The organism is Flaviflexus massiliensis (genome assembly GCF_001375495.1).
GTDB lineage: Bacteria > Actinomycetota > Actinomycetes > Actinomycetales > Actinomycetaceae > Flaviflexus > Flaviflexus massiliensis.
Map to the genome: position 1 here is coordinate 626,396 of NZ_LN831058.1, position 24,458 is coordinate 650,853.

The following is a 24,458-nucleotide window of genomic DNA, read 5'->3' on the forward strand; positions in this document are numbered from 1 at the left end:
GCCACGCCGGGATGGCCCTGCTGAGATAGACTTGCGCGAACATTATTACAGTTAAGAGTATGCCGATGCCGGGACCGATTCCTCGACCCCGCGGCCCCCAACCGTGGCGCCGTGGCGTTTCAGCGACCCGAATTGGTTCCAGGCGCTCCTATTTACCCGTCGTCAACGAGACCTCCGCGGGCGGCATTATCGTCAAGCCCGTCGATGGTGTTGCTTGGGTTGCGATCATTGCTCGCCGCAATCGGGGTGGACGTCTCGAGTGGTGTCTTCCCAAGGGCCACCTGGAAGGTGAAGAAACAGCCGAGGAGGCAGCGGTACGCGAGGTCTATGAGGAGACCGGTATTTTCGGTCAGATTCTCACCCATCTCGCGACGATCGACTACTGGTTTTCTGGCACGGATCGGCGGGTTCACAAGGTTGTGCACCACTTCCTGCTCGAGGCCCTATCCGGTGAGCTCACGACAGAGAACGACCCCGATCACGAAGCTGAAGACGTGGCCTGGGTGCGGCTAGAGAACGTGCCCGGCAAGCTTGCCTATCCAAACGAGCGCAGGATCGCCACGCTCGCCCGGGATGTGCTGACAGGTAAGCAGTGAAACGCGCTCTCGCAATCCTGTTACTCGGTGCCGGCCTTGTCATGTCGCCGCTCCCGGCATCAGCAGAACCTGACGGCACAATCGAGATCGAAATCACTGAGATTTCTGCCGTCCACACACCCGGCGAGTCCCTTCCCGTCACGGTCCAGATCACAAACGAAGGTGAACGACTCGAGGACATCCCCCTCCACCTCACCACCCAGGCCTCCGTTCCGTCTTACCGGAACAACATCATGGACTGGCTCGAAGACGATCTGGAGAACCAGATGCTGACGTTGGACAGTCGAACGGTTGATGTTCCGTCCGGCGTGAGCACTGTCAAGATTGAGGTGCCGGCCGACGTCATCACGTGGGGCAACACGACCACCTCTTGGGGGCCACGCGGCATTGAAGCAACACTGGATGCCGGGGAAGAGACCAGTGACCGAACTTTCCTCATCACCGAACCCTCATACGCGATCGAACCCATGGAGTTCACGACTCTTGTGCCCGTCACGGTTGGCGCCGAGGATCTCAGTACTGTCCCAACAACCGCGCAGCGCTACGAGGACACCCTGACCGCTCTCAGCGAGGGCACGATCTCGGATGGTGAGGAACTCCCGGATCCGGTCACCGAAGCTGTCCAGTCCGCTGCCGATCGCGCTATCACCCAGATCGATACCCTGACGAGCCCGGGCATGACCGTCGCTCTCGACTCTGCCCTTGCCGCTCTCGAATACGGCACGTATGACGGGATCTCGGAGAGCCTTGAGGGATTCTCAGGTACTGGGCACGAACTGATGCTGCTGCCGGGCTTGGATGCGGACATGGCCGGGTGGGCAAATACGGGGGATGACCGGTACTTTGCCACTCACGTGGAACAGATGGACCGCACCACCCTCGCCCTGCAAAACGACGACATCATCAGTCGTTCCGACGTCCTCTACACCCCCGTCGCACCCTCACTGACAACAGTCAGCCATGCCCTCGAGCACGGCTCCGAGCTCGTCATTCTTACCGACGAGCAGGTGTCCACCTCCGGTGAGCTGCACTGGACGCCCTCGGCCCGAGCCGATGTCACCGTCGATGGCATGACAATTCCTGCCCTCATCACCAACACCCAGCTGTCCGAGCTCCTGTCCGGCGCAGGCACGATGTCCGATCTGGACCGCAGGCAAACCCTCCTGGCGCTCACTGCCGTGCACTATCGGGAGCGCCCCAATGACCCGCGGCCCATCGTCATGAGCATGCCGCGAGCGGACGACACCGCCATCAACCTCGAGTCCCTCAACGAGCTCGTGACTGCGCTGGACGATGCTGCGTGGATGGAGGGGAGCACGCTCTCGGATATCGCCGACAGCCCAGCAAGCTCCGTAGCCCGCGAGGACCTGGATGGTGAGACAGCCGAAGGCACGTCGATTACCGCTAGCGAACTTCACACCCTCACGAATTCGGGGAACGCGATCTTTGGGATCGGGGATCTCACCACCCACCCCCACGTTTACCGCGATGCCGTTAAGGTGACGACCGACATTGTCGGCTCCTGGGCGCTGACAGCCCTGCCCGGAGAGATCTCACACCGGGTCCTGTCCCTGCAGGCCCTGTCCGTTGAGCTCGCCAACGCCCTCAAGGTCCAAGAGTCGTCAACAATTAACCTCATCTCTCAGGCCTCTGAACTCCCGGTCCACGTCACCTCGACCCTGCCCTTCCCCATCACCTTGACCGTCGGGGTTGATAGCGAGGATGGGCGGCTGCGCTTCACCGACGTCGACACGGTGGTCCAGCCTTCCACGACGACAACGGTCGGGGTCCCGGTCCGAGCCATCGGTTCCGGTGACGTCACCATTCACGTCCAGATCGCCGGCTCTCAAGGGCAGCCGATCGGTGACGGTACGGATATTAAGATCCGTGTTCGTGCGGACTGGGAGAACATGGGTACCGCGATCACCGCGGGAGTTTTTGTCATTATCCTGATCATCGGCATCGTCCGCTCGGCGCGGCGCGGCAAGCGTAGCGAGGGTGTGAGCGAGATCAGCACCGTCAGAGAGGGTCCCACACATGGCTAATGGTGTTGCACGGAATTCGGCGGTCATGTTCGCCGGGACGCTCACCTCCCGAGTTCTCGGGCTCATCCGGTCCCCACTCCTGTTCGGCATCGCGGTTGGCTTGAACTATCCGGCAGGTAATGCCTTTGACGTGGCCAACAAGCTCCCCACCCTGATCTACATGCTCGTGGCGGGTGGCGTCGTCAACGCCGTTCTGGTGCCCGCGATCGTTCGAGCATCCCAGCGCGACAGCGATGGGGGGCTTGCCTACATCAACAAAGTTGTCACCCTCGGTGTGCTCGTCCTCGGTGTCATCACCACACTTTTGACACTTGCTTCCCCCTGGCTCGTGTCACTGTTCGCTTCGGGTCTGGATGGTCCGTGGTACACCCTCGCGGTCGCATTCGCCTTCTGGTGCGTGCCCCAGGTGTTCTTCTACGGCATGTACACGCTGCTCGGGCAGATCCTCAACGCGAAAGAGAACTTCGGACCATACATGTGGTCCCCGGTCCTCAACAACATCATCGCAATCGCGGGCCTCTTCATCATGCTGCGCATCTACGGCGGGGCAACCCCCGACAATGCTCTCGATGCCTCACTGTGGGACGGTCCGAGAATCGCCCTGCTTGGCGGCAGTGCCACACTCGGCATCGTCGCCCAGGCCGCCGTCCTCCTCATCCCCCTCTATCGCATCGGGATCCGGCTGAAGCCCGACTTCCAGTTCAAGGGAGCCGGTCTCACGAGCGTTGCCAAGACGGGCGGCTGGGTGCTCGCTTCCATGGGTGCCGGGATGATCCCCACCATGCTGATCTCCAACGTTGCCTCCGTCGCTTCGCAGCGCGCGGTCAGCATGGATACTGCCGGTGCTCTCGGCGTGGCCGGTAACGCCGCCTACACGACTGCCTACAGCCTTTACTCCCTCCCCACCTCGCTCGTGGTTGTCTCGATCGTGACCGCGATCTTCACCCAAATGTCCACGAAGGCAGCGAGCGGTAACATGGCGGGAGTCCGTCAGGACACGTCCCGTGCCCTGCGAGTGGTCGCGATCTTCACGTTCCTCGCCACCTCCCTCATCGTTGTCCTCGCCACCCCGGCCGTCCGCATTATCAGCCCCGGCTCGACCTGGGAGGAGGTCTCCTCGATCGGCACGGTTCTGGTCACGATGTCACTCGGCCTCATCGGAGTTGGTTCGTTCACGGTCCTGCAACGCGTTTACTACGCGCTCGAGGATGCTCGTGGCCTATTCTTCGTCCAGCTTCCCTTCTTCGTCCTCCATGCTGCACTCATCATGACAACGGTGGTTTTGCCGGCACGGTGGATCGTGGCGGGCGTGGGTGTTTCCATGGCGATCACCAACACCGTGACGTGCCTGGCGGCAGCGAGCCAGATCAGGAACCGGCTCGGCGGCATCGATGGAACTGTTCTCCTGCGTTGCTTCCTGCAACTGCTGCTCGCGGCCATCGTCTCAACCATCGCCGGGTTCGTCACGCTACGGGCCTTTGGCCCGTTCAACACCGAATTCTCGTTCTTCTCCGGAATCGTCCGCATCGTCGTCGTCGGAACCGTCATGGTCGCGGTATACCTGGCGGTCATGTGGGTGCTGCGGATGCCGGAACTCAAGGCCCTCCTGGGTCCGCTTAGGAAGGTGCGTACACGACTGCTACGGCAGCCCAGTCCGCAACCAACTACACTGAATGAGTCAGAACCTTCTCAACCCAACGGAGCTATCGTGGCAACGAATCTGGAAGCCGGACGCCGCCTGCGCGACCGCTACGAACTCGTGGAACCCCTGGAACAGCACGATGACCTTGCAACGTGGCGCGGCATCGACACCGTCCTCGGGGCAGACGTTCGCCTCATCGTCATCCCCTCCAGCAACCCCGCACGCGAAGCGACCGTTGATGCTGCCAGGCGCGGAGTGCTCGTCGACGATGTGAGGCTCATCCGCCTCCTTTCGATCTTCGATCTCGGCTCCGACTCGGTCATCGTCACCGAGCTCCCCCGCGGCATCACCCTGACCGAAATGATCGATGCTGGGAAGACCCCCGAGGACCAGGTGCGAGCCATTGTTGGCGAGGCCGCGGGAGCTGTTGATGCTGGCGTGAGGCGCGGTGTTCGCCACCTCAACCTCCGTCCCGACCTGATCCGCATCGACCAGGAAGGCACTCTTCTCGTTGATGGTTTGGGAATCGATGCGGCACTGACCGGGGAACACCCGAGCGATTACGATGGCCCAGCACTCGACCAGAAGGATGCTCGCAACCTCACCCTCATTGCCGCGGCCCTTACCCTCGGCAAGCAGATTCCCGCCACCGGTCAGGACGAGTTCCTCACCGAAGCCGCAGACAGTGCCTCCGAGGGCCAGCTCAAGACCATTTTTGCCGCGGCCGCCCGCGGTGAAGGACCGTTATCCACGAGCGACTTTATTCGCCAGATCGCACCCTGGGATCGGATCAGGGCAGATGAGCTGCCCCTGTCCGAAACGGAGAAGACGATCGCGATGACGCCGATCCCCGACCCGTTCGAGGATCCGCAGCCCACGAAGAAGGAGCAGACCGCCCCGTTCGTGGCGGGTGCTGCAACGCAGTGGCCCAAGAGAAACCCCGAACAGGCTCCCGAGGAGACGGTGACACCACCTCCGCCCCCGAACTCGTGGGAGTCCCTCCAGGCAGACGATGATTCGAATAAAAAGAAGGGGATCAACACGACCCCGATCCTCATCATCATCATTGCTCTGCTCGTGATTGTTGCCGGTGTTTTTGCGTTCAATACGCTGACTAAGGACACGAGCCCGGTCACGATTGATCCCACCGACGAATCGACCGATATCGAGGAGACAACCCCACCGGAGGGTGAGAGCGATTCAAGTCCCGAGCCGACCGAGGAAGAGACCACCGAAGAGGAATTGCCGGAGCCAGTCATTGCCTCCGCAACGCTCCTCAACCCGCAAGCCGCCCAGCTCGATCCCACAACGGTTGATACCCAGGACAACCCGAACTCCCTGCCGAACGCGGTTGATGGGGACCCGGGAACGACATGGTCGTCGTGGTGGTATTCCGATCAGGGCTTCTGGCAGAAGGACGGTATCGGCATCGAGATTACGCTGGCTGACGAAACAGAAATTAACGAAGTCGTTCTCAACGTTGACGGTAACGGTGGCCTCGTCCAGTGGCGGGACACGGTTCGTGATGCACCGAACTCTGGTCAGGTCATCGGAGAAGGCCCCATGTCAGCAGAAACCGTTCTGAGCGCAAGTGAACCCGTCCGGACTCAGACCATTATCCTGTGGTTCGAGGACCTGCCGACCGCTAACTCTGACGGCCAGTTCCGTATCGACATGTCCGAAATCACCGTTCGCTAGAAGGATTCCCATGACAGAAATTCGTGACGTCATCATCGTTGGTTCCGGCCCCGCCGGATATACGGCAGCGATCTACAATGCTCGCGCAGGCCTCAAGCCACTGGTGCTGGCGGGTGCGTTGGATGCTGGTGGTGCCCTCATGACCACCACCGAGGTTGAGAACTTCCCGGGCTTCCCCGAGGGTATCCTCGGCCCCGATCTCATGGAGAACATGAGGGAGCAGGCCAAACGCTTCGGAGCCGAGATCGAATACGAGGATGCGACCAAACTGAAGCTCGAGGGTGACATTAAGGAAGTAGTGACCGATTCGGGCACCTACTACGCCAAGTCCGTGATTCTCGCCCTCGGGAGCGAATACCGCAAACTGGGCCTCGAAGGTGAAAGCATCTACTCCGGTAAGGGAGTGTCCTGGTGCGCGACCTGTGACGGTTTCTTCTTCCGGAACCAGGAGCTCGCGGTCGTGGGTGGCGGCGACTCCGCCGTCACGGAAGCCCTCTTCCTCACGAAGTTCGCTTCCAAGGTAACCGTTATTCACCGCCGCGACGAGTTGCGTGCCTCGAAAGTCATGGCCGACCGCCTTCTCGCTAACGACAAGATCGAGATGGCCTGGAACTCCGCGGTCACGAAGATTAACGGGACGCAAGATGGTCGCGTCGAGTCACTCACCCTGACCGATACGCTGACCGGTGAACAGCGCGAACTTCCCGTCGGTGGCGTCTTTATCGCGATCGGGCACGACCCGCGTACGGAGATCGTCAAGGACCAGATCCAGATTGACGAGAACGGCTACATCGTTGTCAACGCACCAACAACGGCAACCAACATCCCCGGCGTATTTGCCTGTGGCGATGTCGTTGACCACCGCTACCGCCAGGCCATCACCGCCGCGGGAACGGGTTGCTCTGCTGCTCTCGATGCCGAGCACTACCTCAATGACCTATGAAGTCCTGTTCTTCACGGCCTCCTGGTGTGAGCCCTGCCGTCAGGCAGCACCCATCTTTTCCGAGGTAGTCAGAGAATTTGATGTGTCGGCCAGGTTCGTGGACGTCGATTTGAGCCCGGACCTGGCCGACAGTCATGACATCACTATGCTTCCCACGATCGTCGTTGACGGTGGTGAAGGGGAGAAGAGTAGTCTGACAGGGTCCCGGCCGAAAGCCGAAATCCGCTCATTTCTCACGGGGGCCCTTGGTTCCATCAAGAGCACGTAATGATATGACAATATAGAGTCGGTCTATTAAAGGAGCACTCATGGCACAGAAACCCGATCAACCGCATTCGCGTTCCCGTGCCGGTAATCGACTTGATCCCTGGTACCAGTCCTACGCCGACCGGTCGCTCGGGATGAGGGCCTCCGAGGTCCGCTCCCTCTTCGCAGTTGCCAACAGGCCAGAAGTGGTTTCCCTCGCCGGCGGCATGCCCAACATTCAGGGCCTCCCACTCGACTTCCTGGCAGACATGTCTGCCCGCCTCATTCGGGACCGGGGAGCAAAGTTTCTCCAATACGGTGGCGGCCAGGGTGAAGAAGAGATCCGCGAACAAATCGTTGAGGTCATGCGATACGACGGCATCAACGCACATCCCGACGACATTGTTGTCACGACCGGATCCCAGCAGGCCCTCGACCTCATGACCCAGGTCTTCATCAACCCCGGTGATGTCATCATCGCGGAAGCCCCCTCGTACGTGGGTGCACTCGGAGTCTTCCGTGCCTACCAGGCCGAGGTCATTCATACTCCGATGGACGACAACGGGCTCATCCCCGCGGCCCTCGAAGAGATTCTCACCCAGGCCAAGCAGCTCGGCAAGCAAGTGAAGTTCCTCTACACCGTGCCGAACTTCCACAATCCTGCCGGTGTCACGCTGTCGCTTGAGCGCCGTCCCCAGATCGTTGAGATCTGCAGGCGTCACGGCGTCATCATCCTCGAAGACAACCCGTACGGGCTCCTAGGCTTCGACTCCGACCCGCTACCCGCACTGCAGAGCTTCGACCCAGACGCGGTTGTGTATCTGGGATCATTCTCCAAGATCTTCGCACCCGGATATCGGGTGGGATGGGCACTAGCACCGCACGCGGTCACCCAACGCCTCATTCTTGCCGCCGAATCCGCGATCCTCTCACCGAACATGGTGGGCCAGCTATCAATCGCGGAATATTTGAAAACCTACGACTGGTTCCAGCAGGTGAAGGAATATCGCGGCATGTACCGCGAACGCCGCGATGCCATGCTGGAATCCCTCGCCGAATACCTACCTTCGTCCACGTGGACGGTCCCCGAGGGTGGGTTCTATACCTGGGTGACTCTCCCGGAGGGTCTGGATGCTCACGCGATGCTGCCGCGGGCTGTCACGCACCGTGTCGCCTACGTATCTGGTACCGCCTTCTATTCGGATGGTCAGGGGCGCAATCACATGCGCCTGTCCTACTGCTATCCCACGCCCGAAAACATTCGCGAAGGCGTGCGCCGGCTCGGCACGGTGATCGAAGCCGAGAAGGAACTTGTCACCATGTTTGGCGCGCAACAGCGCCACGCGCACGGCCCCGCCATCGAAAACCCGTCGAGTGAAATACAGTGATTCTGGAGGAACAATGACCGGACTACAGACAGTTGCGATCCTCGCAGGGGGACTCAATCACGAACGGGACGTCTCCATCCATTCCGGGCGGCGGGTCGCTGGCGCTCTGGAGGAGGCCGGTTTCCAGGTCAAGATCCTCGACGTCGACTCCAACCTTCTGCAACGGCTCTCCGCCATCGAACCGGATGTAGTCTGGCCACTCATTCACGGCTCCACCGGTGAGGACGGCTCCATCCAGGATCTACTCGACCTCATCGGCATCCCCTATGTTGGCTCAACTGCAGAAGGTAGCCGCCTGGGCTTCAACAAGCCCGTCACCGGCACCGTCCTATCGCGGGCAGGTATTGCCATCCCCGCCTCCACTTCCCTGCCCCAGTCCCTGTTCCGTGAAGTCGGAGCAACCGCGATCCTCGATCTAGTGGCAGACAGGTATGGGTTCCCCGTCGTGATCAAGCCGGCTGCCGGGGGCAGTGCCCTCGGCGTCAGCATCGTGACTGAACCACAGGACCTACCGGGAGCCATGGTGGACAGCTTCGCCTACTCGGACCGTGTCCTCATCGAGCAGTACATTGAGGGCTCGGAAGTGGCTGTGTCCGTTCTCGAAACAACCAAGGGCGAACCCTTTGCCCTTCCACCCGTCGAAATCGTGACGAGCGGGCTCTACGACTACGATGCGCGCTACAATCCGGGCCGTTCAGAATACTTTGTACCGGCCAGGCTCGACGATGAGATCCTGGAGAAATGTCAGCAAGTTGCAGTAACCGCACATAAGAAGCTGCGACTGCGCCACATCTCCCGGTCGGACATGATCGTCGACAAGGATGGCACCCCCTGGTACATCGATGCCAATAGCGCCCCAGGCATGACCCAAACATCGCTCCTGCCGCAGGCAGCCGTGCGGTATGCGGAGGAGAATGAGATAGCCCCCAGCGATCTGTACAAGAAGATCGTGGAGGCCGCTCTCAACTTCTAACCCACCGGGTTAGTCTTCCTGCACCCGCTCAACCGGGACCGACAGCACATCAAGGATCCGGTTGAGATCCTCAATCGACCCAAAGTCCACTGTCATGGTGCCCTTGCGGGCACCAAACTTGACCTTCACTCGAGTATCAAGCCTGTCGGATAGGTCCTGCGAGAGACGCTGCAGAGCAGGTGCCACTGCGGCCGTGGTCGAGCGTTGTGGAGATCGCTCACGCGGCTCGTCACCCAGCGCCACAATCTCTTCCACCGCACGAACGGAAAGGCCCTCGGCAACAATCCGTTGTGCCAGGCGTTCCATAGCAGCGGGATCCGTGAGTCCCAGAAGCGCGCGAGCATGACCGGCCGACAATACTCCCGCTGCTACACGCCTCTGCACCAGCGGGGGAAGCTTGAGGAGACGGAGAGTATTGGAAATCTGTGGACGAGACCGCGCAATTCTGCGAGAAAGCTCTTCTTGAGTACAGCCAAAGTCGTCCAACAACTGCTGATAGGCAGAAGCCTCTTCCAGAGGGTTCAGTTCTACACGGTGAAGGTTCTCAAGCAGAGCATCCCGCAAAAGATCATCGTCCGCGGTTTGACGGACGATAGCCGGGATCTCTTTGAGGCCCGCTTGGGTGGATGCTCGCCAGCGCCTTTCACCCATGATCAGCTCATATCCCTCACCAGTCGAGGCAGGACGAACCACAATTGGTTGCAGCAGTCCAACTTCTGTGATGGAGGCGGCAAGTTCAGCTAGGTCATCCTCATCAAATACCGTACGGGGCTGACGGGTATTCGCCACAATCTGGTCGATCGGGATAATGGTGAAGGAAACACCAGGGACCGGAACCAATTCATCATCTTGTCCCGATTCGGACGATAACGTCGCCTCCGACTTGGGCTCGTCCGACACCCCAGAGGAATCTGCTTTTTCGGCAACAAGTTCTTGCCCACCAAAGAACACATCAAAGGCCTGACTCGATTTCTTTGGTGCCGAGTCTTCGGCCTGTTGTTGCGGGATCAACGCAGAAATGCCGCGACCGAGACTGCGCCTTCTCTCAGCCATTATTTAACTCCTTGCTTAGCAATTTCCAGGGCTGCCTGTTCGTAGGCGATGGCACCCGGGGATTGGGGGTCGTAAGTGATGACAGTCTGTTGAAACGACGGCGCTTCGGAAATACGTACTGATCTAGGTATTTTCGTATTGAGTGTGGCATCGGGGAAATGTTCCCTCACATCCTGCGCCACCTCATTCGATAGATTTGTCCGACGATCAAACATTGTCAACAGAATAGTTGAAACTTCAAGTTCTTTGTTGAGTGAGTTCTGTACCAATTGAATGTTGTTGAGTAGCTGGCTCAGACCCTCAAGTGCGTAATACTCACATTGAATGGGAATGAATGCCTCAGATGCAGCAACCATGGCATTGATCGTGAGTAATCCCAGGCTGGGTGGGCAATCAATAAAGATGTAATCGATCTGCTCACCTTCGGCCTCACGAATCGATTCCAGATACTCATCGACTGCAATCTTGAGCCGTGATTCACGTTGATCAAGGCCCACCAATTCGATCTCCGCTCCGGAGAGATCAATGGTTGCTGGCACGACAGAAAGTGCATCTGCCTCACGGCTTGGTTGGACTACCTCCGCGATAGTCATTTCGTCAAGGAGTACGTCATAGATGGACGGGACATCGGGCGTATGCTCAACTCCGAGGGCGGTCGAAGCATTGCCCTGAGGATCAGAATCGATCACCAGTACACGCAATCCATGTTTCGCCAATGCTGCCGCAACGTTTACCGTGGTCGTTGTTTTACCGACACCACCCTTTTGGTTGGTCACTGTCATGACTCTTGTCTGACTTGGCTTGTCGAAAACCGCCTTATCGAGTCGAGAGCGCGCTGACCGCGTGGTAGCCAGTTCATTGGCAATAGGAGAGCCGCCTGATGTCGTTGCGATATTCTCATAAAAGCCCGAGTCTCCAACGTTTTCTCGTAATGGCTTCTTCTTGCGGGGATCCGCCATGCCTTCTCCTTCGTAACCTGCACTCAATTCTATACGGATACAAAAGGAAGTTCTCTATGCGCGCTTGCGTTTCACGTGAAACATTCAGGCTCGTGTTTCACATGAAAGATTGCTTCAATTACTAATCTGACGCGCCTTGACTAAGTGTCGATTGCGCTTCCACATGGTGTAATCATGCGGTGTTTCAGCGGCCTGCTTGATTCGAAAACTGAATGCCTAACACTGTGCGTCTAGAAGCGGATCCTCGTCAGTACAAGTGTTCTCTATTCGCCAATCGTAGTTAGTAAGCTTCGAAATGATCCAGTGTGCAGGGCAATTACAAAGGACTCCGATGTATACAGTTCCCTTTCGAAACAATTTGTTTCACGTGAAACACAGCTGGGGCAGTCGAGGGGTCAACGAACTCGGGCTGCGTGAATTGGAAATTGGTTCATACAACTGACTATCTAATACCCAGTACAAAAAATGGATTACCTGTGGTAGGTGGGCAACTTTCCAACGTACCAGCAACTTCAATGCGACAAAGTGTTTCACGTGAAACATCGTGATAGATTCCTGCAGAAGGAGACTTGCTCTGCACCTTCGTCAGAATGCCCTTGGATAACTAAACAATGAAGCGTGAATCCACCGCGCCCATCAGGTCAACAGCAACTAACCGTAGGAAGCAGAAAGGTCTAAACTCGACAGACGAGATTTACGGGTAGGGCGGATTTTCACGGTCTGAATGTTTCACGCGAAATATTCAAAATCGACGATCCACGCATCTGCCGAATTAGAGATTCTCGCAGCTTAGGATCGTGTGTCCGTACATGCGTGTAGGAAGGTATCTAATTTTTATGTTGTGAACCAGCTTGCTGGGAACATCGTTGCAATCCGGACGCACCCCAATTTTGAGGAGCGAGACCTTTCAAACTGTAGGTCTCATGTTCCACGTGAAACATTGCGTTCGCTCATTTACAATCAATATATTTCGAGTGAGCTTTAGCGTCAGAGCCTTGAGCTTCCAGCACCCTAATACAAAGGGAACAAAATCTAGACGTTTTCATCTCAAACAAATGCTCAAGTTGATTTCCCATTCGTATTGAAAGTTTCCTTGTGCGCCGCCCATGCGAGGGCCTGCCACCGGATCGAATAGACTAGCTATGTTTCACGTGAAACGCTGCACGGGCAAGATTTCAGTCACAATCGTTTCAATGCGATAGTCACTGTGTGCAGATTAAATAGTGGCGACCAACAAAACAGCAACTGCCTGCTAAACGGTACATTGTCCATATCCGCTCTCTATCGTCGTAGATATCCTCTTATCTGTTCAACTGAAAGCGAAGCTTTGTTTCACGTGAGACTACGTTGGGCCAAGATTTGTAATAGATCATAGGACTAAGAAACGGATTCGAGGATAACAATCACATCCAGTCCAACGCAAGGAGTTCTTGAAAGTTGGCAACATCCAACAGTCATCTGACACACGCAGGACTTTGCCTATCACTGTCGAGAGCGCAGCTTGGCCAGGGAAATATCCCTACTCTGCGGTACTTTTAGTACGATGATCCAACTCTTGAATCTTAGGTCGCAATGTGGATCGGAGTCGAAGGGCGGCTTTCTATACCTACGCGATTGAACCACGTATTCGAAGCAACAGAAACCGTATGGAAAGTACACCACACCCTACCGTTTCACGTGAAACTACCCTCTATGATTTGATGACTAGATTCTTGGCCCTAACTCAGAAAATGAACGATTTACCTTTGGATGCGAACCTACTATCAGTCGGTCCAAATGGAGCAGGATCACTCGGAAACCGAAAGGCCTAGGAATTACTCCCGTTACCAATCTAGATGGTCGACCAGGACCTATTCTATCTGGGCTAGGGATCCCGGTGTTGCACCTCTTTGAGTAGCACCGGGGATAAATCCCCTTCAAATTAATACTGGCTGTTGCTCACGCGCTACTAGAGTAACACCGATATGGCGCTGCTTAAGTAATGCCACTATAGCATGTATTGCTACTTCTTACGTGCTACGACTACTCTCGTGGCTTCATCGGTTCCGGCGACTTCAACAACGTGGAGATCGACCTTCGCTACCCTGTTCTTCCGAATGGCGGTTTGGGATTCTTCGATCTCGATTGCGGCACGCTCACCCTTGAGGGCAACAAGCTGTCCACCGCTCTTGAGAACTGGCATCGCCATCGGAAGCAGCTTCTTCAGCGCAGCGACTGCTCGTGCTGTCACGACCTGCACTTGGAATTCACCGTGAAGCTCTTGGATGCGGGCGCGATGAATGGTGACATTCTTGAGCTCGAGTCGGTCGCGTACTTCTTCGAGCCAGGTGACTCGACGTTCCATTGATTCGACGAGGTGCACGTGGACATCCGGCCGGGTAGTGCCCAGCACGATGCCCGGCAGTCCACCACCCGATCCGATATCGATTGTGATTGCGCGTTCGGGTACGTACTCATTAATGGCCATGCAGTTGAGCAAGTGGCGGGACCAGAGCCTCGGGAGTTCACGCGGCCCAATGAGTCCGCGTTCTTCTCCTTCGTTCCACAGCATGTCTGCGTAGGTATCGAGCTGATTCCACTGTTCTCCGAAGAGCTCTGGACCGTTGGGGGGAGTATCGTCCTGGCGCACTGAGTTACTCGTCCTCTTCTACCTCATCGGTGGAGTCGTTGTCGCTCTCGTCGTAATCGTCGTCTTCGGGCAGTCCGATCACGACGTGACGGTCGGGTCCGTAACCTTCGGAGTCAGAAGCGAGACCGGCTTCTGCAACAGCGTCGTGAACAACCTTACGCTCGAAGGGGTTCATGGGTTCGAGGCTCTTTTCCTCGCCTGTGGCGAGTACTTCCTTAATCGCTTCTCGTGCGATCTCGGTGACGCGGGCACGGTGGTGTGCGCGGTAGCCATCAATGTCAAGCATGAGTCGTGAACGCTCGCCTGTTGAGGTCTGGACAGCGAGGCGCGTGAGTTCCTGAAGTGCATCGAGGACTTCACCGTTCTTGCCCACGAGCTTCTTCAGGCGCGGGTCGGAGCCCTCATCGGTCACGATGGCAACGCTTGCTCGATCGGCTTCGATCGTGATGTCGATGTCGCCATCGAGATCGGCGATATCAAGCATTTCTTCCAGGTAGTCGGCGGCGATGTCGCCTTCGGCGTCGAGCTTCTTCACGAGTTCGGCGCGGTCGTTTGATTCAGCCATTTCAATCTTTTCTATTCAGCAGGGACAAATAATTCGGTGCAGGCTACTGATTGCCTTCGCGCTTCTTGCGCTGTTGACGGCGCTGCTCAGCCCGGCGTTCAGCTCGAGCCGCTGCCCGTTCGGCAGGTGTCATACCGCCCTTATCAACAGCTGGAGTGGACGAGTTTTCGCTCTGCTCAACCTTCGTCTCTTCGTCAGTTGACGGCGTTGCAGCGGTCTCTTGCTGGCGCTGCTTCTTTGACTTCTTCTTCGAGCGAGGTGAGGGCTTTTCCTCAATGGGTTCCGGATCGGGAGTGGGTTCGGGATCGGGGAGCGCGGTTGCCTGCTCCTTGTCGAGCCCCTTCCGCTTGGCACGGTTCTTCCCAACGGGCTGCTGGCGCTGCCCCTTCGGTTCATCGATGACGGCGGATGAGGTCGTGGTTTCTTCAGCGGGCAGGCCCTGCTTGGTGCGGCGTTCACGGTCGCGCTTCTGCTTTGCCTTGTACGCTTCGGATCCGGGGGCGGGTGCCTGGGTGATCATGTAGAGCTGCTGGCCGAAGGACCAGATGTTGGAGACAACCCAGTAGACGAGAACACCGATCGGGAAGGCGACACCGGAGACGAGGAAGATGACCGGGAAGATGTAGATCATCATCTTCTGGGTCCGGTACATCGGGTTGTCGCTGGACTTGGATGCCTCGGGCATGTTCTTCGAGATCATCATGCGCTGCGAGAAGAACATGGTCGCGGACATGAGAATCACGAGGATCATGGCGACGATGCGGACGGTCATCTCATCGCCGCCACCTGCGGTGGCGTTGTTGAAGGATGCGGCGAGCGGTGCGCCGAAGACCTGGGACGCTTCAATGTCCTTGGCCAGTGCCTGGTCGAGCGGACCGATTGCGCCGCGGGTGCCGTTCGCGATCGGAACAAGATTGTTGAGGACACGGAAGAGCGCGAGGAAGATGGGGGTCTGAATGAGGAGGGGCATACAGGCCGCGAAGGGCGAGGTGCCCGCATCCTTGTAGATCGCCTGCATCTCCGCCTGCATGCGCTGCTGAGAGTACGTGTCCTTCTTGTTCTTGTACTTCTTTTGCAGTTTCTGCAGCTCGGGCTGAATCATCTGCTGTGCGCGCGAGGAGTTGATCTGCTTCTTAAAGAGGGGAAGGATCAAGAGTCGAACGACGATGGTGAGTCCAACAATGGACCAGACCCAGGCAGATCCAGCTCCATCGGGCAGGCCGATCGCGGTCAATCCCATGTGGACCAGGTTCATGATCCACGCGATGACCCACATGATGGGGAAGAGAATAGTATCCAAGGCTCAGTCTTTCCTTGTCTCGCGGTCACGCTGATTGTTCAGCGCGTCAGTTGTCGGTGGTTTCTGCTGTGCCTGGGGTGGCACGGTGTCCTCGCCTGAGTTGTTGTCTCTGGACGCGGCAGAATCTAGGTTTTCTTCGTTCCATTTGGTCATGAGTTCGTCGTGGCCCAGCGGTTTGCTCGGCCATGCTCCCTTCTCGGGAACGTAGTCGACTCCTCCTTTTGACCAGGGGTTGCAACGCAGAATACGCCAGCTGGCTAACAGTGTACCCTTGCTTGCCCCGTGAATCTGAACGGCTTCGAGCCCATATTGGGAGCAGCTCGGATAGTACCGGCAGCGCGGCGCAAACCTGGGTGAAATGTTGCGTTGATACCACCGGATGGTGGCGGTGATGGCTCGCGCAGTAATGTTCATCGTTTTGCGGTGAGCGCTCGGGCTCGTGCTCGATCAAGCTCGACGCCGAGCTCGTCCGAGGTCTTGCCTCGCGCGGCAGGAAAGACGCGGATAACGATTTTCTGACCTGGGGGAATGTTCCCAATCCTGGCAGCCATGAGGTGCTTGAGTTGCCGGGTCAGCCGGTTCCTGATGACGGCATTGCCCACCGTTTTGGGTACAACGAAGCCGACCAGGGTTGGTTCCTGGTCGGCCTCTCCGGTGCCGTCCGGTGACTGCAGGTGAACCATGAGGCTTGTCGACTTACCTCTGGTACCACCGCGAACTGTGGCTCGAAAGTCTCCGGGGGCCCTCATCCGATGGTGCGCCGGAAGCACGAGCCCTCGCCGAACTAGGCAGAAAGCTTTGCGCGGCCCTTGCGACGGCGGCCTGCGAGAATTGCGCGGCCTGCACGGGTCGACATGCGCTTGCGGAAGCCATGTACCTTCGCGCGCTTACGGTTGTTGGGCTGGAAAGTCCGCTTCACCATGATGTTCTCCACTCGATCTTGAATTCGGGATCGCCTGAAGAGATCGCCGAAATAGTTACGTAACTAGAAAAGACTAGGAAAATACCGGCGAGGGGTCAACAACGGGAGCCCTGGAGGTGATGAGACTCACCGCGGGGAGCGATCTGAAATATCGTCAATGGAGCAATTCACATTCGGTGAAAAATTCTCATCCACAGCTGTGTAATAACACTATTGTAGTTTCAGACTTTTGCCAAAGTTCTGGCTAAAAATTCTCTTCACTCTTTTCCACACTTGTGGATAAGTCTGTGGAGAACTTGGACTTTCGTCGGTGGATAATGCCCACGTTTTGTGACTATGGTGCTGATAGCCGCGACCTGCGGAACATTGTCCAAGGAGTTCACCGAATGTCAGACTCACGCCCCGCACTTGAGGCATGGAACGCAGCCATTGAACTTCTTCGGTCAGAGAATCGACTCACTGATTCACAAACCGCTTTTGTCCGCATGGCGCATCCCATGGCAGCTGTCGAGGATGTTTTCCTCATTGCGGTCGGTTCTGATTTTGTGAAGTCCTGGCTCGAAGAGAATGCGATTGCTGCAATGGCCGGCAAACTCATCGACATTCTCGGCCGCGATCTGCGGATCATGATTTCCGTTGACTCTTCCCTGGGCGAGGCTCCGCTTGCCCAGCCGGTGGAAACGCCGGCCCTGCCCGAACCACCATCGGCATACCCGACCGAGGGCGCGGTACAGTCCGGTCGCGACTACCCGCAATCGGTTCTGCCCCATGATTATGCGCACGACCCCATGTCGACGGCATCGCCTGCCGATGCGGCTGCCGATGAGCGTCGTGCCCAGCCCGATGTTTCCGATTCGAAGCTGTCGGCTGCCGGCCTCAACCCGCGGTACAAGTTCGATACTTTCGTTATTGGTGAATCAAACCGGTTTGCGCACGCTACTTCGTTTGCCGTGGCGGAAGCCCCGGGCAAGTCCTACAATCCCCTCTTCATCTACGGAGATTCGGGAATGGGCAAAACCCATCTCATGCACGCCACCGGTAACTACGCCATGCAGCTGTACCCGGATCTCAACGTCAAGTACGTGTCTGCCGAAGAGTTCACGAACGAGTTCATTAATGCGATGCGTGACCAGTCCCAGCCCGCATTCAAAGAAAAGTACCGGACGGTCGATATTCTCTTGATCGACGATATTCAGTTCATCGGTAACAGAACCCAGACGGTTGAAGAGTTCTTTCACACGTTCAATGCACTCTCGAACGTCAATAAGCAGATCATCATTTCCTCGGATGTGCCACCGAAAGACCTCAATGGCTTTGAGCAGCGGATGATCTCCCGCTTCGCGTCGGGAATTACCGCCGAAATCTCGCCCCCGAACCTCGAGACCCGCATCGCGATCCTCGAAAAGAAGGCGGCGCACGACAACAATCTCGTGCCGCGCGAGGTCAACGAGTTCATCGCAACGAAGATGACGACGAACGTGCGTGAAATGGAGGGTGCGCTCCGCCGCGTCACCGCCTACTGCGAAATTACGAAGGAGCCCGTGAGCGTCGCCAGTGCTGAAGCGGTTCTCAAGGACCTCATCTCTGACCACGATGCTTTTGAGATCACGGCCGGGCTCATCATGGCGGAAACCGCGAGCTACTTCGGGATCACGATCGATGACCTGACGTCGGTTGGCCGCACCCGTGCGCTCGTGAATGCGCGTCAGATCGCCATGTATCTGTGCCGTGAACTCACCGACCTGTCGCTGCCGAAAATCGGCAGTCTGTTCGGCGACCGTGATCACACGACCGTCATGCATGCGAATAGGAAGATTTCCGATCAGATGTCGCAGCGCAAGGAAGTCTTCGAGAACGTGTCGGAGCTCACAGGGAGAATCAAGCAGGCGGCGTCAAAACCCGCTCGCTAGAGCCACATTATCCACTTATCCACAAATATCTGTGGATAACACGGGAAAACCGGTCGAAATTTGTGGATAACCTGACGGAAATGTGGAAGATTTTTTCATCCAAATGGCTCAATCCACAGGGGCTCCAAGTTATCAACATTTTGATTCCCAAGATTTCCACACCGGAAGTGTTGAGTTTTTCGGGAGAAAACTGGATTTGCACAGCTTCCACAACGCCTACCACTACTACTACCTAAGTAATAATTTGTCATTCATTCGAGGTAACAGGGCGGAAAGTGCCTCACGGGGGACAGTGTCGCTGAAAACTTCTGCGCCTCCGCATTCGGCTCCCAAGTCGCGTAAGGTTAGCCTAGTTACAAGCTTATTTTGAGGAAGGACTCTAGGGTGGAACTGAGGGTCGAGCGCGACGTGCTTGCAGATGCTGTCACGTGGGCAGCGAAAACTATTCCGAGCCGTCCAGCGATTCCCGTACTTGCGGGCATCAAACTCGTGGCGGACAGTGCTGGAACGCTCAAGGTTTCGGCGTACGATCCGGAAACCACCGCACTCGTCGAGGCGGAAGCCAGCGTCGATACTCCGGGTGAATGCCTCGTCAATGGCAGGATCCTGGCAGATATTTGCCGCAGCCTACCGAACCGGCCAGTAGACCTCACCCTTGATGGCACGAAGCTCGAGGTGGTGTGCGGAAACGCCCGCTTCTCACTCCACTCGATGGCACTGGACGAGTACCCCGCCCTTCCCGAAACTCCCGCCGTTCTTGGCACGGTTGATGGTGGGGAATGGCTGGAGGCCGTCACCCAGGTTTCGTCAGCCGCCTCGAATGACGAAACTCTGCCCCTGCTCGTGTCCGTTTGTGTCGAAATTGATGGCGAGAACATTACTCTCATGGCGACCGACCGCTACCGCCTCGCAGTGCGTGAGCTCAGCTGGTCCCCCTCGCAACCAGACATTTCGGACCGGATCCTCGTCAAGGCATCTCGCCTTGCCGATATTGCTAAGTCCTACGGCTCGGCCGGAAACATCAACCTCACCCTCGATGAGGTGGGGAACGCGAAGATGATCGGTTTCGAGGCCGTGGGGCGCGAAAACACGTCCCGTCTCATCGACGGCGACTACCCTCAGGTCCGCACCCTGTTCCCGAAAGACATCAACGGTTACGCTGTCGTATCGCGCACGGAGCTCCTAGAAGCGATCAAGCGTTCCCGCATCGTCGTTGAACGTAACGCCGCGGTGCGCCTGTCATTCACCGAGGGTCAGGTCACGGTCGAAGCCGGTCAGGGTAGCGACTCTGCCCAGGCGAAAGAGGTGCTGCAGGCAAGCCTCAACGGTGAAGACATTGCGATGGCCTTCAACCCGTCCTACCTGCAGGATGCTCTGTCCGTCACCCACTCCCCGTACGTACGGATTTCTTTCACCCACGCCTCCAAGCCAGCCGTTGTGTCGGCCCAGGAAGAGGTTGGCGGTGACGATTCGCTCGACTTCCGCGTCCTCCTGATGCCGATTCGAGCATTCGGCGTCAGCTAGAGTGAGGCGAATCCAGGAGAGAAAACGACGTGATAAGGAGTGACTGAAACGTGTGGATTTCCCATCTCGCGTTGAATGACTTCCGATCATATTCGAGTGCGGTCCTGGAGTTTAGCCCCGGCGTGACCCTGTTTGTTGGTGAAAACGGGCAGGGCAAAACCAACCTGGTGGAAGCGATCACCTACCTCGCGACTTTCACCTCGCACCGGGTTGCGGCCGACAGTGCGCTCGTGCGGCAGGGCGGATCTGCTGCGGTGGTCCGTGCCAAGGTGAACGATCGAGATCACGAGACGATGATGGAGATCGAGATCCTTGCCGGGCGAGCCAACCGGGCCCGCCTCAATCGAGGAAATGTCCGGCCCCGCGATCTTTTGGGAATCGTCCGTGTCGTCACCTTTGCCCCCGAGGACCTGTCACTCGTGACAGGAGATCCGGGTGTGAGGCGCAAGCTTCTCGATGACATTGCCATGCAGCAAACACCTCGAATGGCGGGGATTCGGGCCGAATACGAGAAGATTCTCAAGCACCGCACCGCCCTTTTGAAAGCCTCTGGTCAGGCACGGCGCCGCAGGGAACCGATCGATGAGGTGAGCTTTGCCGTATGGAACGAGAGGCTTGCCGAGCTCGGTGCCGAGATCGTGTCCCAAAGGGTGCGCAACGTGCGTTCGCTTCGCCCCCTTATCGCCTCCGCCTACGAACGGATAGCGCCCGGGCGAGGCACCCCGCATCTCATTTACCGGGCGCGAGTCGACGGTGAATCCGAAAATGTCCCAACCCCGCAAGACCTCGACCGCGGTGATACCGATGCTCTCACCCGGATCGAGGACGGGCTGCTGGATCCTGTTTCAGTGAAGGAACGGATCCTGGCTGAGATCGCGGCAGTGCAGGACCGAGAGATTGATCGGGGAGTTAATCTCATTGGCCCCCACCGTGACGATCTCATTCTCGGACTTGGCACCTTGCCGGCCAAGGGTTTTGCCTCCCACGGGGAAACCTGGTCGTACGCGCTCTCGCTGCGGCTGGCGGAATGGCAGCTGCTGCGAGATGAGGGGCGCGAGAGCGATCCGATCCTTGTTCTTGATGATGTGTTTGCCGAGCTCGACTCGAAGCGCCGCTCCGCTCTTGCCGAGATGATTGGTGATATTGAGCAGGTATTCATCACGGCAGCGGTGGGCGATGATGTGCCGACCGAGCTTGCCGGGGCACGGTTCCGTGTTCATGGCGGGGAGGTGACGGCGAATGGTCGTTGAGGAAGCAAGGGCCCGGGCCCACGCTGAAACCGGTGACGATATTTGTCTTCATACACTCGAGTGGGCGCGTACCATGCAGGCCCGTCACGGCTATCAGCGCGTCGGGAAACCCAAGGCCTTCACCGGTAAGGGAGCCCCGCGTCAAGAGGGGCAGATGCCGCGCGATCTTGCCATTCAAACCCCGGGACCCGGCTGGGGGGATGTTGGTTCGGGACCGCGACCCTCGTGGCGTGACCCGCGGCCGCTCGGTGATGGGCTGGCGGGACTGATTGCGAAGTCCGGATGGTCACGGCAACTATCCGTAGCGAAGCTGCGCAACGATTGGGACAAGATTGTTGGCCCCACGGTGGCGAAGCATGCTCCGCTGGAAGAATTTGAAGACGGCATCTTGACGATTGCCGCCTCCTCTTCGGCCTGGGCCGTTAACCTCCATTCGCTCTTACCCCAGGTTGAGAAAGCGATTGCGGATGCGATTGGGGAAGGCGTGGTCACCTCCATCAAGGTGAAAACACCCCGTCAGGTGTCGTGGAAGCACGGACTGTTTTCGGTGCCCGGGAGGGGCCCGCGCGACACCTACGACTAGCCCGTTGGAATAGTGAAAATCGTCTATTCGCGCTAGAATGAGATGAGATCTAAATCTAGGTATACCTACCAGTTTTAGGGTCCAGGACTACAGAGGCCATTCTGTGCATGTTTTCAGATGGTCGGGGTGCTGGGACGGTTCAATGAAGGAGAATCCTGCACGTGGATGACGAACGCCTTTCGGAGGCAAATGCGCGACGCCCGGGAACGGTTGATGAAAGCCAGTCGTATGATGCGGCAAACATTACTGTTCTCGAAGGACTTGAGGCGGTGCGGAAGCGCCCAGGCATGTATATCGGTTCCACCGGTGAACGAGGCCTCCACCACCTGGTTTACGAGGTCGTGGATAACTCGGTCGATGAGGCACTCGCAGGATACTGTGATCACATCAAGGTGACCATCCTGGAAGATGGTGGCGTCCGCGTTGAAGACAACGGCCGCGGTATTCCGGTCGCCATGCACCCAACTGAAGGTAAGCCCGCCGTTGAGGTCGTCATGACGGTGTTGCACGCCGGCGGTAAGTTCGGCAATGGCGGGTATGCCGTGTCGGGCGGCCTGCACGGCGTTGGCGTTTCCGTTGTGAACGCCCTGTCGGTGCGGATGGAAACCGAGGTGAAGCGCGACGGCAAGCACTGGTCGATCTCCTACAACCAGGGCATCACCGACCAGCCGCTAACCGAGGGTGAGGCAACCGACGAAACGGGAACAACCCAAACGTTCTGGCCCAATGGCGACATTTTTGAGACCCTCGAATTTGATTTTGAAACGCTGCGGCGTCGTTTCCACCAGATGGCGTTCCTCAACAAGGGTCTGCGCATCACCCTGACCGACCTGCGTCCCGAGGCTGTTGCCGAGGGCGATGAGGTGACGGGCGATGCCGAGGGGAGCGCGAACGATCCGGTTGCCGGGCACCGCGAGATCTCGTACCGGTACGAGGGTGGTTTGCTTGACTACGTCAAGTTCCTCAACCAGATGAAGAAGGTCGACCTCATTCACGAGGAACCGATCTACCTCGAGGCGGAGGACACCGAGAAGTCCATCTCGGTCGAGATCGCGATGCAGTGGACGAACGGGTACGCGGAAGCGATCCACACGTTCGCGAACACGATCAACACGACCGAGGGCGGTACCCACGAAGAGGGCTTCCGTTCGGCACTGACAACAATCATTAACAAGTACGCGCGGGAGAAGGGTCTTCTCAAGGAGAAGGATCCGAACCTGTCCGGTGAAGATGTTCGCGAGGGCCTGACCGCAGTCCTGTCCGTCAAACTTGGTGAACCCCAGTTCGAGGGGCAGACGAAGACGAAGCTGGGCAACACGGAGGCACGCACCTTTGTGCAGCAGCAGACTTACCAGCATCTGTCGACCTGGTTCGATATGCACCCGAACGAGGCGCGGGACATTGTTCGCAAGGCAACCCAGGCCTACCAGGCACGCCTCGCGGCACGAAAGGCTCGCGAAGCAACGCGGCGCAAGTCTGTTCTCGAATCGGCTTCCATGCCTGGCAAGCTCAAGGACTGCACCTCCCGGAATCCGGCCGATAGCGAGATTTTTATTGTTGAGGGTGACTCGGCCGGCGGTTCCGCCGTTAACGGCCGCGACCCGGGACATCAGGCAATCATGCCGATCCGCGGCAAGATCCTCAACGTTGAGAAGGCCCGCCTGGACAGGGCTCTCTCATCGGACACGATCCAGTCCCTTATTACCGCGTTCGGTACGGGCATTGGTGACGAGTTCGATATTTCGAAGTTGCGCTATCACAAGATTATTTTCATGGCGGACGCTGACGTCGATGGTCAGCACATTGCGACCCTGCTCCTCACCCTCGTGTACCGCTACATGAGGCCCCTCATTGAGGAAGGGTACGTGTACCTCGCCATGCCACCCCTGTACCGGATCAAGTGGACGAACGCACCGCACGACTACGTGTTCTCGGATGCGGAACGCGACCGTGTTCTCGAAGAGGGTAAGGCTGCGGGTAAGAGGCTCCCGAAGGACAAGACCGTGGGCGCGATCCAGCGCTACAAGGGTCTGGGCGAGATGAACGACATGGAGCTTTGGGATACGACCATGAACCCCGAGACTCGCACGCTCAAGCAGGTTGAGATCGGTGAGGCCGCAGCGACGGACGAAACCTTCTCGATCCTCATGGGTGAAGACGTCGAATCTCGTCGTAGCTTCATTCAGCGGAACGCACACGACGTACGATTCCTCGATATTTAAGCTAAAGGGT

20 protein-coding genes are annotated in these 24,458 nt (G+C 57.8%); 12 read left to right on the plus strand and 8 right to left on the minus strand.

Features of this window, described 5'->3' with window-relative positions; all coding sequences use genetic code 11:
• The first annotated feature begins 65 nt into the window (after positions 1 to 65).
• The 7 genes from BN1241_RS06700 to BN1241_RS06730 are packed head-to-tail and all read left to right on the plus strand — an operon-like array spanning position 66 to position 9,531.
• The gene (locus BN1241_RS06700) at positions 66 to 596 is read left to right on the plus strand and encodes an NUDIX domain-containing protein (RefSeq protein WP_390618008.1); all 531 of its coding nucleotides are present in this window, start codon (positions 66 to 68) and stop codon (positions 594 to 596) included.
• Complete coding sequence (locus tag BN1241_RS06705; RefSeq protein WP_054952890.1) at positions 593 to 2,641, plus strand: DUF6049 family protein; 2,049 nt, start codon at positions 593 to 595, stop codon at positions 2,639 to 2,641. Before BN1241_RS06700 ends, BN1241_RS06705 begins: the two co-directional genes overlap by 4 nt.
• Entirely contained in the window at positions 2,634 to 5,981 is a 3,348-nt protein-coding gene (murJ, locus tag BN1241_RS06710) for a murein biosynthesis integral membrane protein MurJ (RefSeq protein WP_054952891.1), read from the plus strand. Before BN1241_RS06705 ends, murJ begins: the two co-directional genes overlap by 8 nt.
• Positions 5,982 to 5,991: 10 nt before the next feature.
• Positions 5,992 to 6,924 (plus strand): thioredoxin-disulfide reductase, encoded by a 933-nt coding sequence (gene trxB / locus BN1241_RS06715; protein ID WP_054952892.1) that lies wholly within the window; start codon positions 5,992 to 5,994, stop codon positions 6,922 to 6,924.
• On the plus strand, positions 6,914 to 7,192 hold the full coding sequence (locus tag BN1241_RS06720; RefSeq protein WP_054952893.1) for a thioredoxin family protein: 279 nt from the start codon (positions 6,914 to 6,916) through the stop codon (positions 7,190 to 7,192). Before trxB ends, BN1241_RS06720 begins: the two co-directional genes overlap by 11 nt.
• Positions 7,193 to 7,232: 40 nt before the next feature.
• Positions 7,233 to 8,558 (plus strand): aminotransferase-like domain-containing protein, encoded by a 1,326-nt coding sequence (locus BN1241_RS06725; RefSeq protein ID WP_054952894.1) that lies wholly within the window; start codon positions 7,233 to 7,235, stop codon positions 8,556 to 8,558.
• A 13-nt stretch (positions 8,559 to 8,571) separates the two neighbouring features.
• Positions 8,572 to 9,531 carry a D-alanine--D-alanine ligase family protein gene (locus BN1241_RS06730; protein ID WP_054952895.1) on the plus strand — a complete coding sequence of 320 codons (960 nt, stop codon included), beginning with the start codon at positions 8,572 to 8,574 and terminating at the stop codon, positions 9,529 to 9,531.
• A gap of 9 nt (positions 9,532 to 9,540) precedes the next feature.
• Here the strand turns inward: BN1241_RS06730 and BN1241_RS06735 are convergent, their stop codons facing one another.
• From BN1241_RS06735 to rpmH, 8 genes are all read right to left on the minus strand, one after another.
• The gene (locus BN1241_RS06735) at positions 9,541 to 10,584 is read right to left on the minus strand and encodes a ParB/RepB/Spo0J family partition protein (RefSeq protein ID WP_054952896.1); all 1,044 of its coding nucleotides are present in this window, start codon (positions 10,582 to 10,584) and stop codon (positions 9,541 to 9,543) included.
• A complete protein-coding gene (locus BN1241_RS06740; RefSeq protein WP_082418253.1) occupies positions 10,584 to 11,543 on the minus strand; it encodes a ParA family protein in 960 nt (319 codons plus the stop codon). Before BN1241_RS06740 ends, BN1241_RS06735 begins: the two co-directional genes overlap by 1 nt.
• Positions 11,544 to 13,545: 2,002 nt before the next feature.
• Entirely contained in the window at positions 13,546 to 14,172 is a 627-nt protein-coding gene (rsmG, locus tag BN1241_RS06745; protein WP_054952897.1) for a 16S rRNA (guanine(527)-N(7))-methyltransferase RsmG, read from the minus strand.
• 4 nt (positions 14,173 to 14,176) lie between these two features.
• On the minus strand, positions 14,177 to 14,737 hold the full coding sequence (locus BN1241_RS06750) for a Jag family protein (protein ID WP_054952898.1): 561 nt from the start codon (positions 14,735 to 14,737) through the stop codon (positions 14,177 to 14,179).
• 43 nt (positions 14,738 to 14,780) lie between these two features.
• Positions 14,781 to 16,037: a membrane protein insertase YidC gene (gene yidC / locus BN1241_RS06755; protein WP_054952899.1), complete on the minus strand. Its 1,257-nt coding sequence runs from the start codon at positions 16,035 to 16,037 to the stop codon at positions 14,781 to 14,783.
• A 3-nt stretch (positions 16,038 to 16,040) separates the two neighbouring features.
• Positions 16,041 to 16,451: a membrane protein insertion efficiency factor YidD gene (gene yidD / locus BN1241_RS12310; RefSeq protein WP_077138315.1), complete on the minus strand. Its 411-nt coding sequence runs from the start codon at positions 16,449 to 16,451 to the stop codon at positions 16,041 to 16,043.
• A complete protein-coding gene (gene rnpA / locus BN1241_RS06765) occupies positions 16,448 to 16,807 on the minus strand; it encodes a ribonuclease P protein component (RefSeq protein WP_077138316.1) in 360 nt (119 codons plus the stop codon). The genes yidD and rnpA overlap by 4 nt, the downstream gene beginning before the upstream one ends.
• A 14-nt stretch (positions 16,808 to 16,821) precedes the next feature.
• Positions 16,822 to 16,959 (minus strand): 50S ribosomal protein L34, encoded by a 138-nt coding sequence (gene rpmH, locus BN1241_RS06770; RefSeq protein WP_054952901.1) that lies wholly within the window; start codon positions 16,957 to 16,959, stop codon positions 16,822 to 16,824.
• A gap of 386 nt (positions 16,960 to 17,345) precedes the next feature.
• On the opposite strand from rpmH, the gene dnaA reads away from it, so the two are divergent.
• From dnaA to gyrB, 5 genes are all read left to right on the plus strand, one after another.
• Positions 17,346 to 18,869: a chromosomal replication initiator protein DnaA gene (gene dnaA / locus BN1241_RS06775; RefSeq protein WP_054952902.1), complete on the plus strand. Its 1,524-nt coding sequence runs from the start codon at positions 17,346 to 17,348 to the stop codon at positions 18,867 to 18,869.
• A gap of 384 nt (positions 18,870 to 19,253) precedes the next feature.
• The gene (gene dnaN, locus BN1241_RS06780; protein ID WP_054952903.1) at positions 19,254 to 20,393 is read left to right on the plus strand and encodes a DNA polymerase III subunit beta; all 1,140 of its coding nucleotides are present in this window, start codon (positions 19,254 to 19,256) and stop codon (positions 20,391 to 20,393) included.
• Positions 20,394 to 20,443: 50 nt separating this feature from the next.
• The gene (gene recF, locus BN1241_RS06785) at positions 20,444 to 21,643 is read left to right on the plus strand and encodes a DNA replication/repair protein RecF (protein ID WP_054952904.1); all 1,200 of its coding nucleotides are present in this window, start codon (positions 20,444 to 20,446) and stop codon (positions 21,641 to 21,643) included.
• On the plus strand, positions 21,633 to 22,226 hold the full coding sequence (locus BN1241_RS06790; RefSeq protein WP_054952905.1) for a DciA family protein: 594 nt from the start codon (positions 21,633 to 21,635) through the stop codon (positions 22,224 to 22,226). The genes recF and BN1241_RS06790 overlap by 11 nt, the downstream gene beginning before the upstream one ends.
• A 161-nt stretch (positions 22,227 to 22,387) precedes the next feature.
• Positions 22,388 to 24,448, plus strand: coding sequence for a DNA topoisomerase (ATP-hydrolyzing) subunit B (gene gyrB / locus BN1241_RS06795; protein ID WP_054952906.1), 2,061 nt, complete (start codon positions 22,388 to 22,390; stop codon positions 24,446 to 24,448).
• The last annotated feature ends 10 nt before the right edge of the window (positions 24,449 to 24,458 follow it).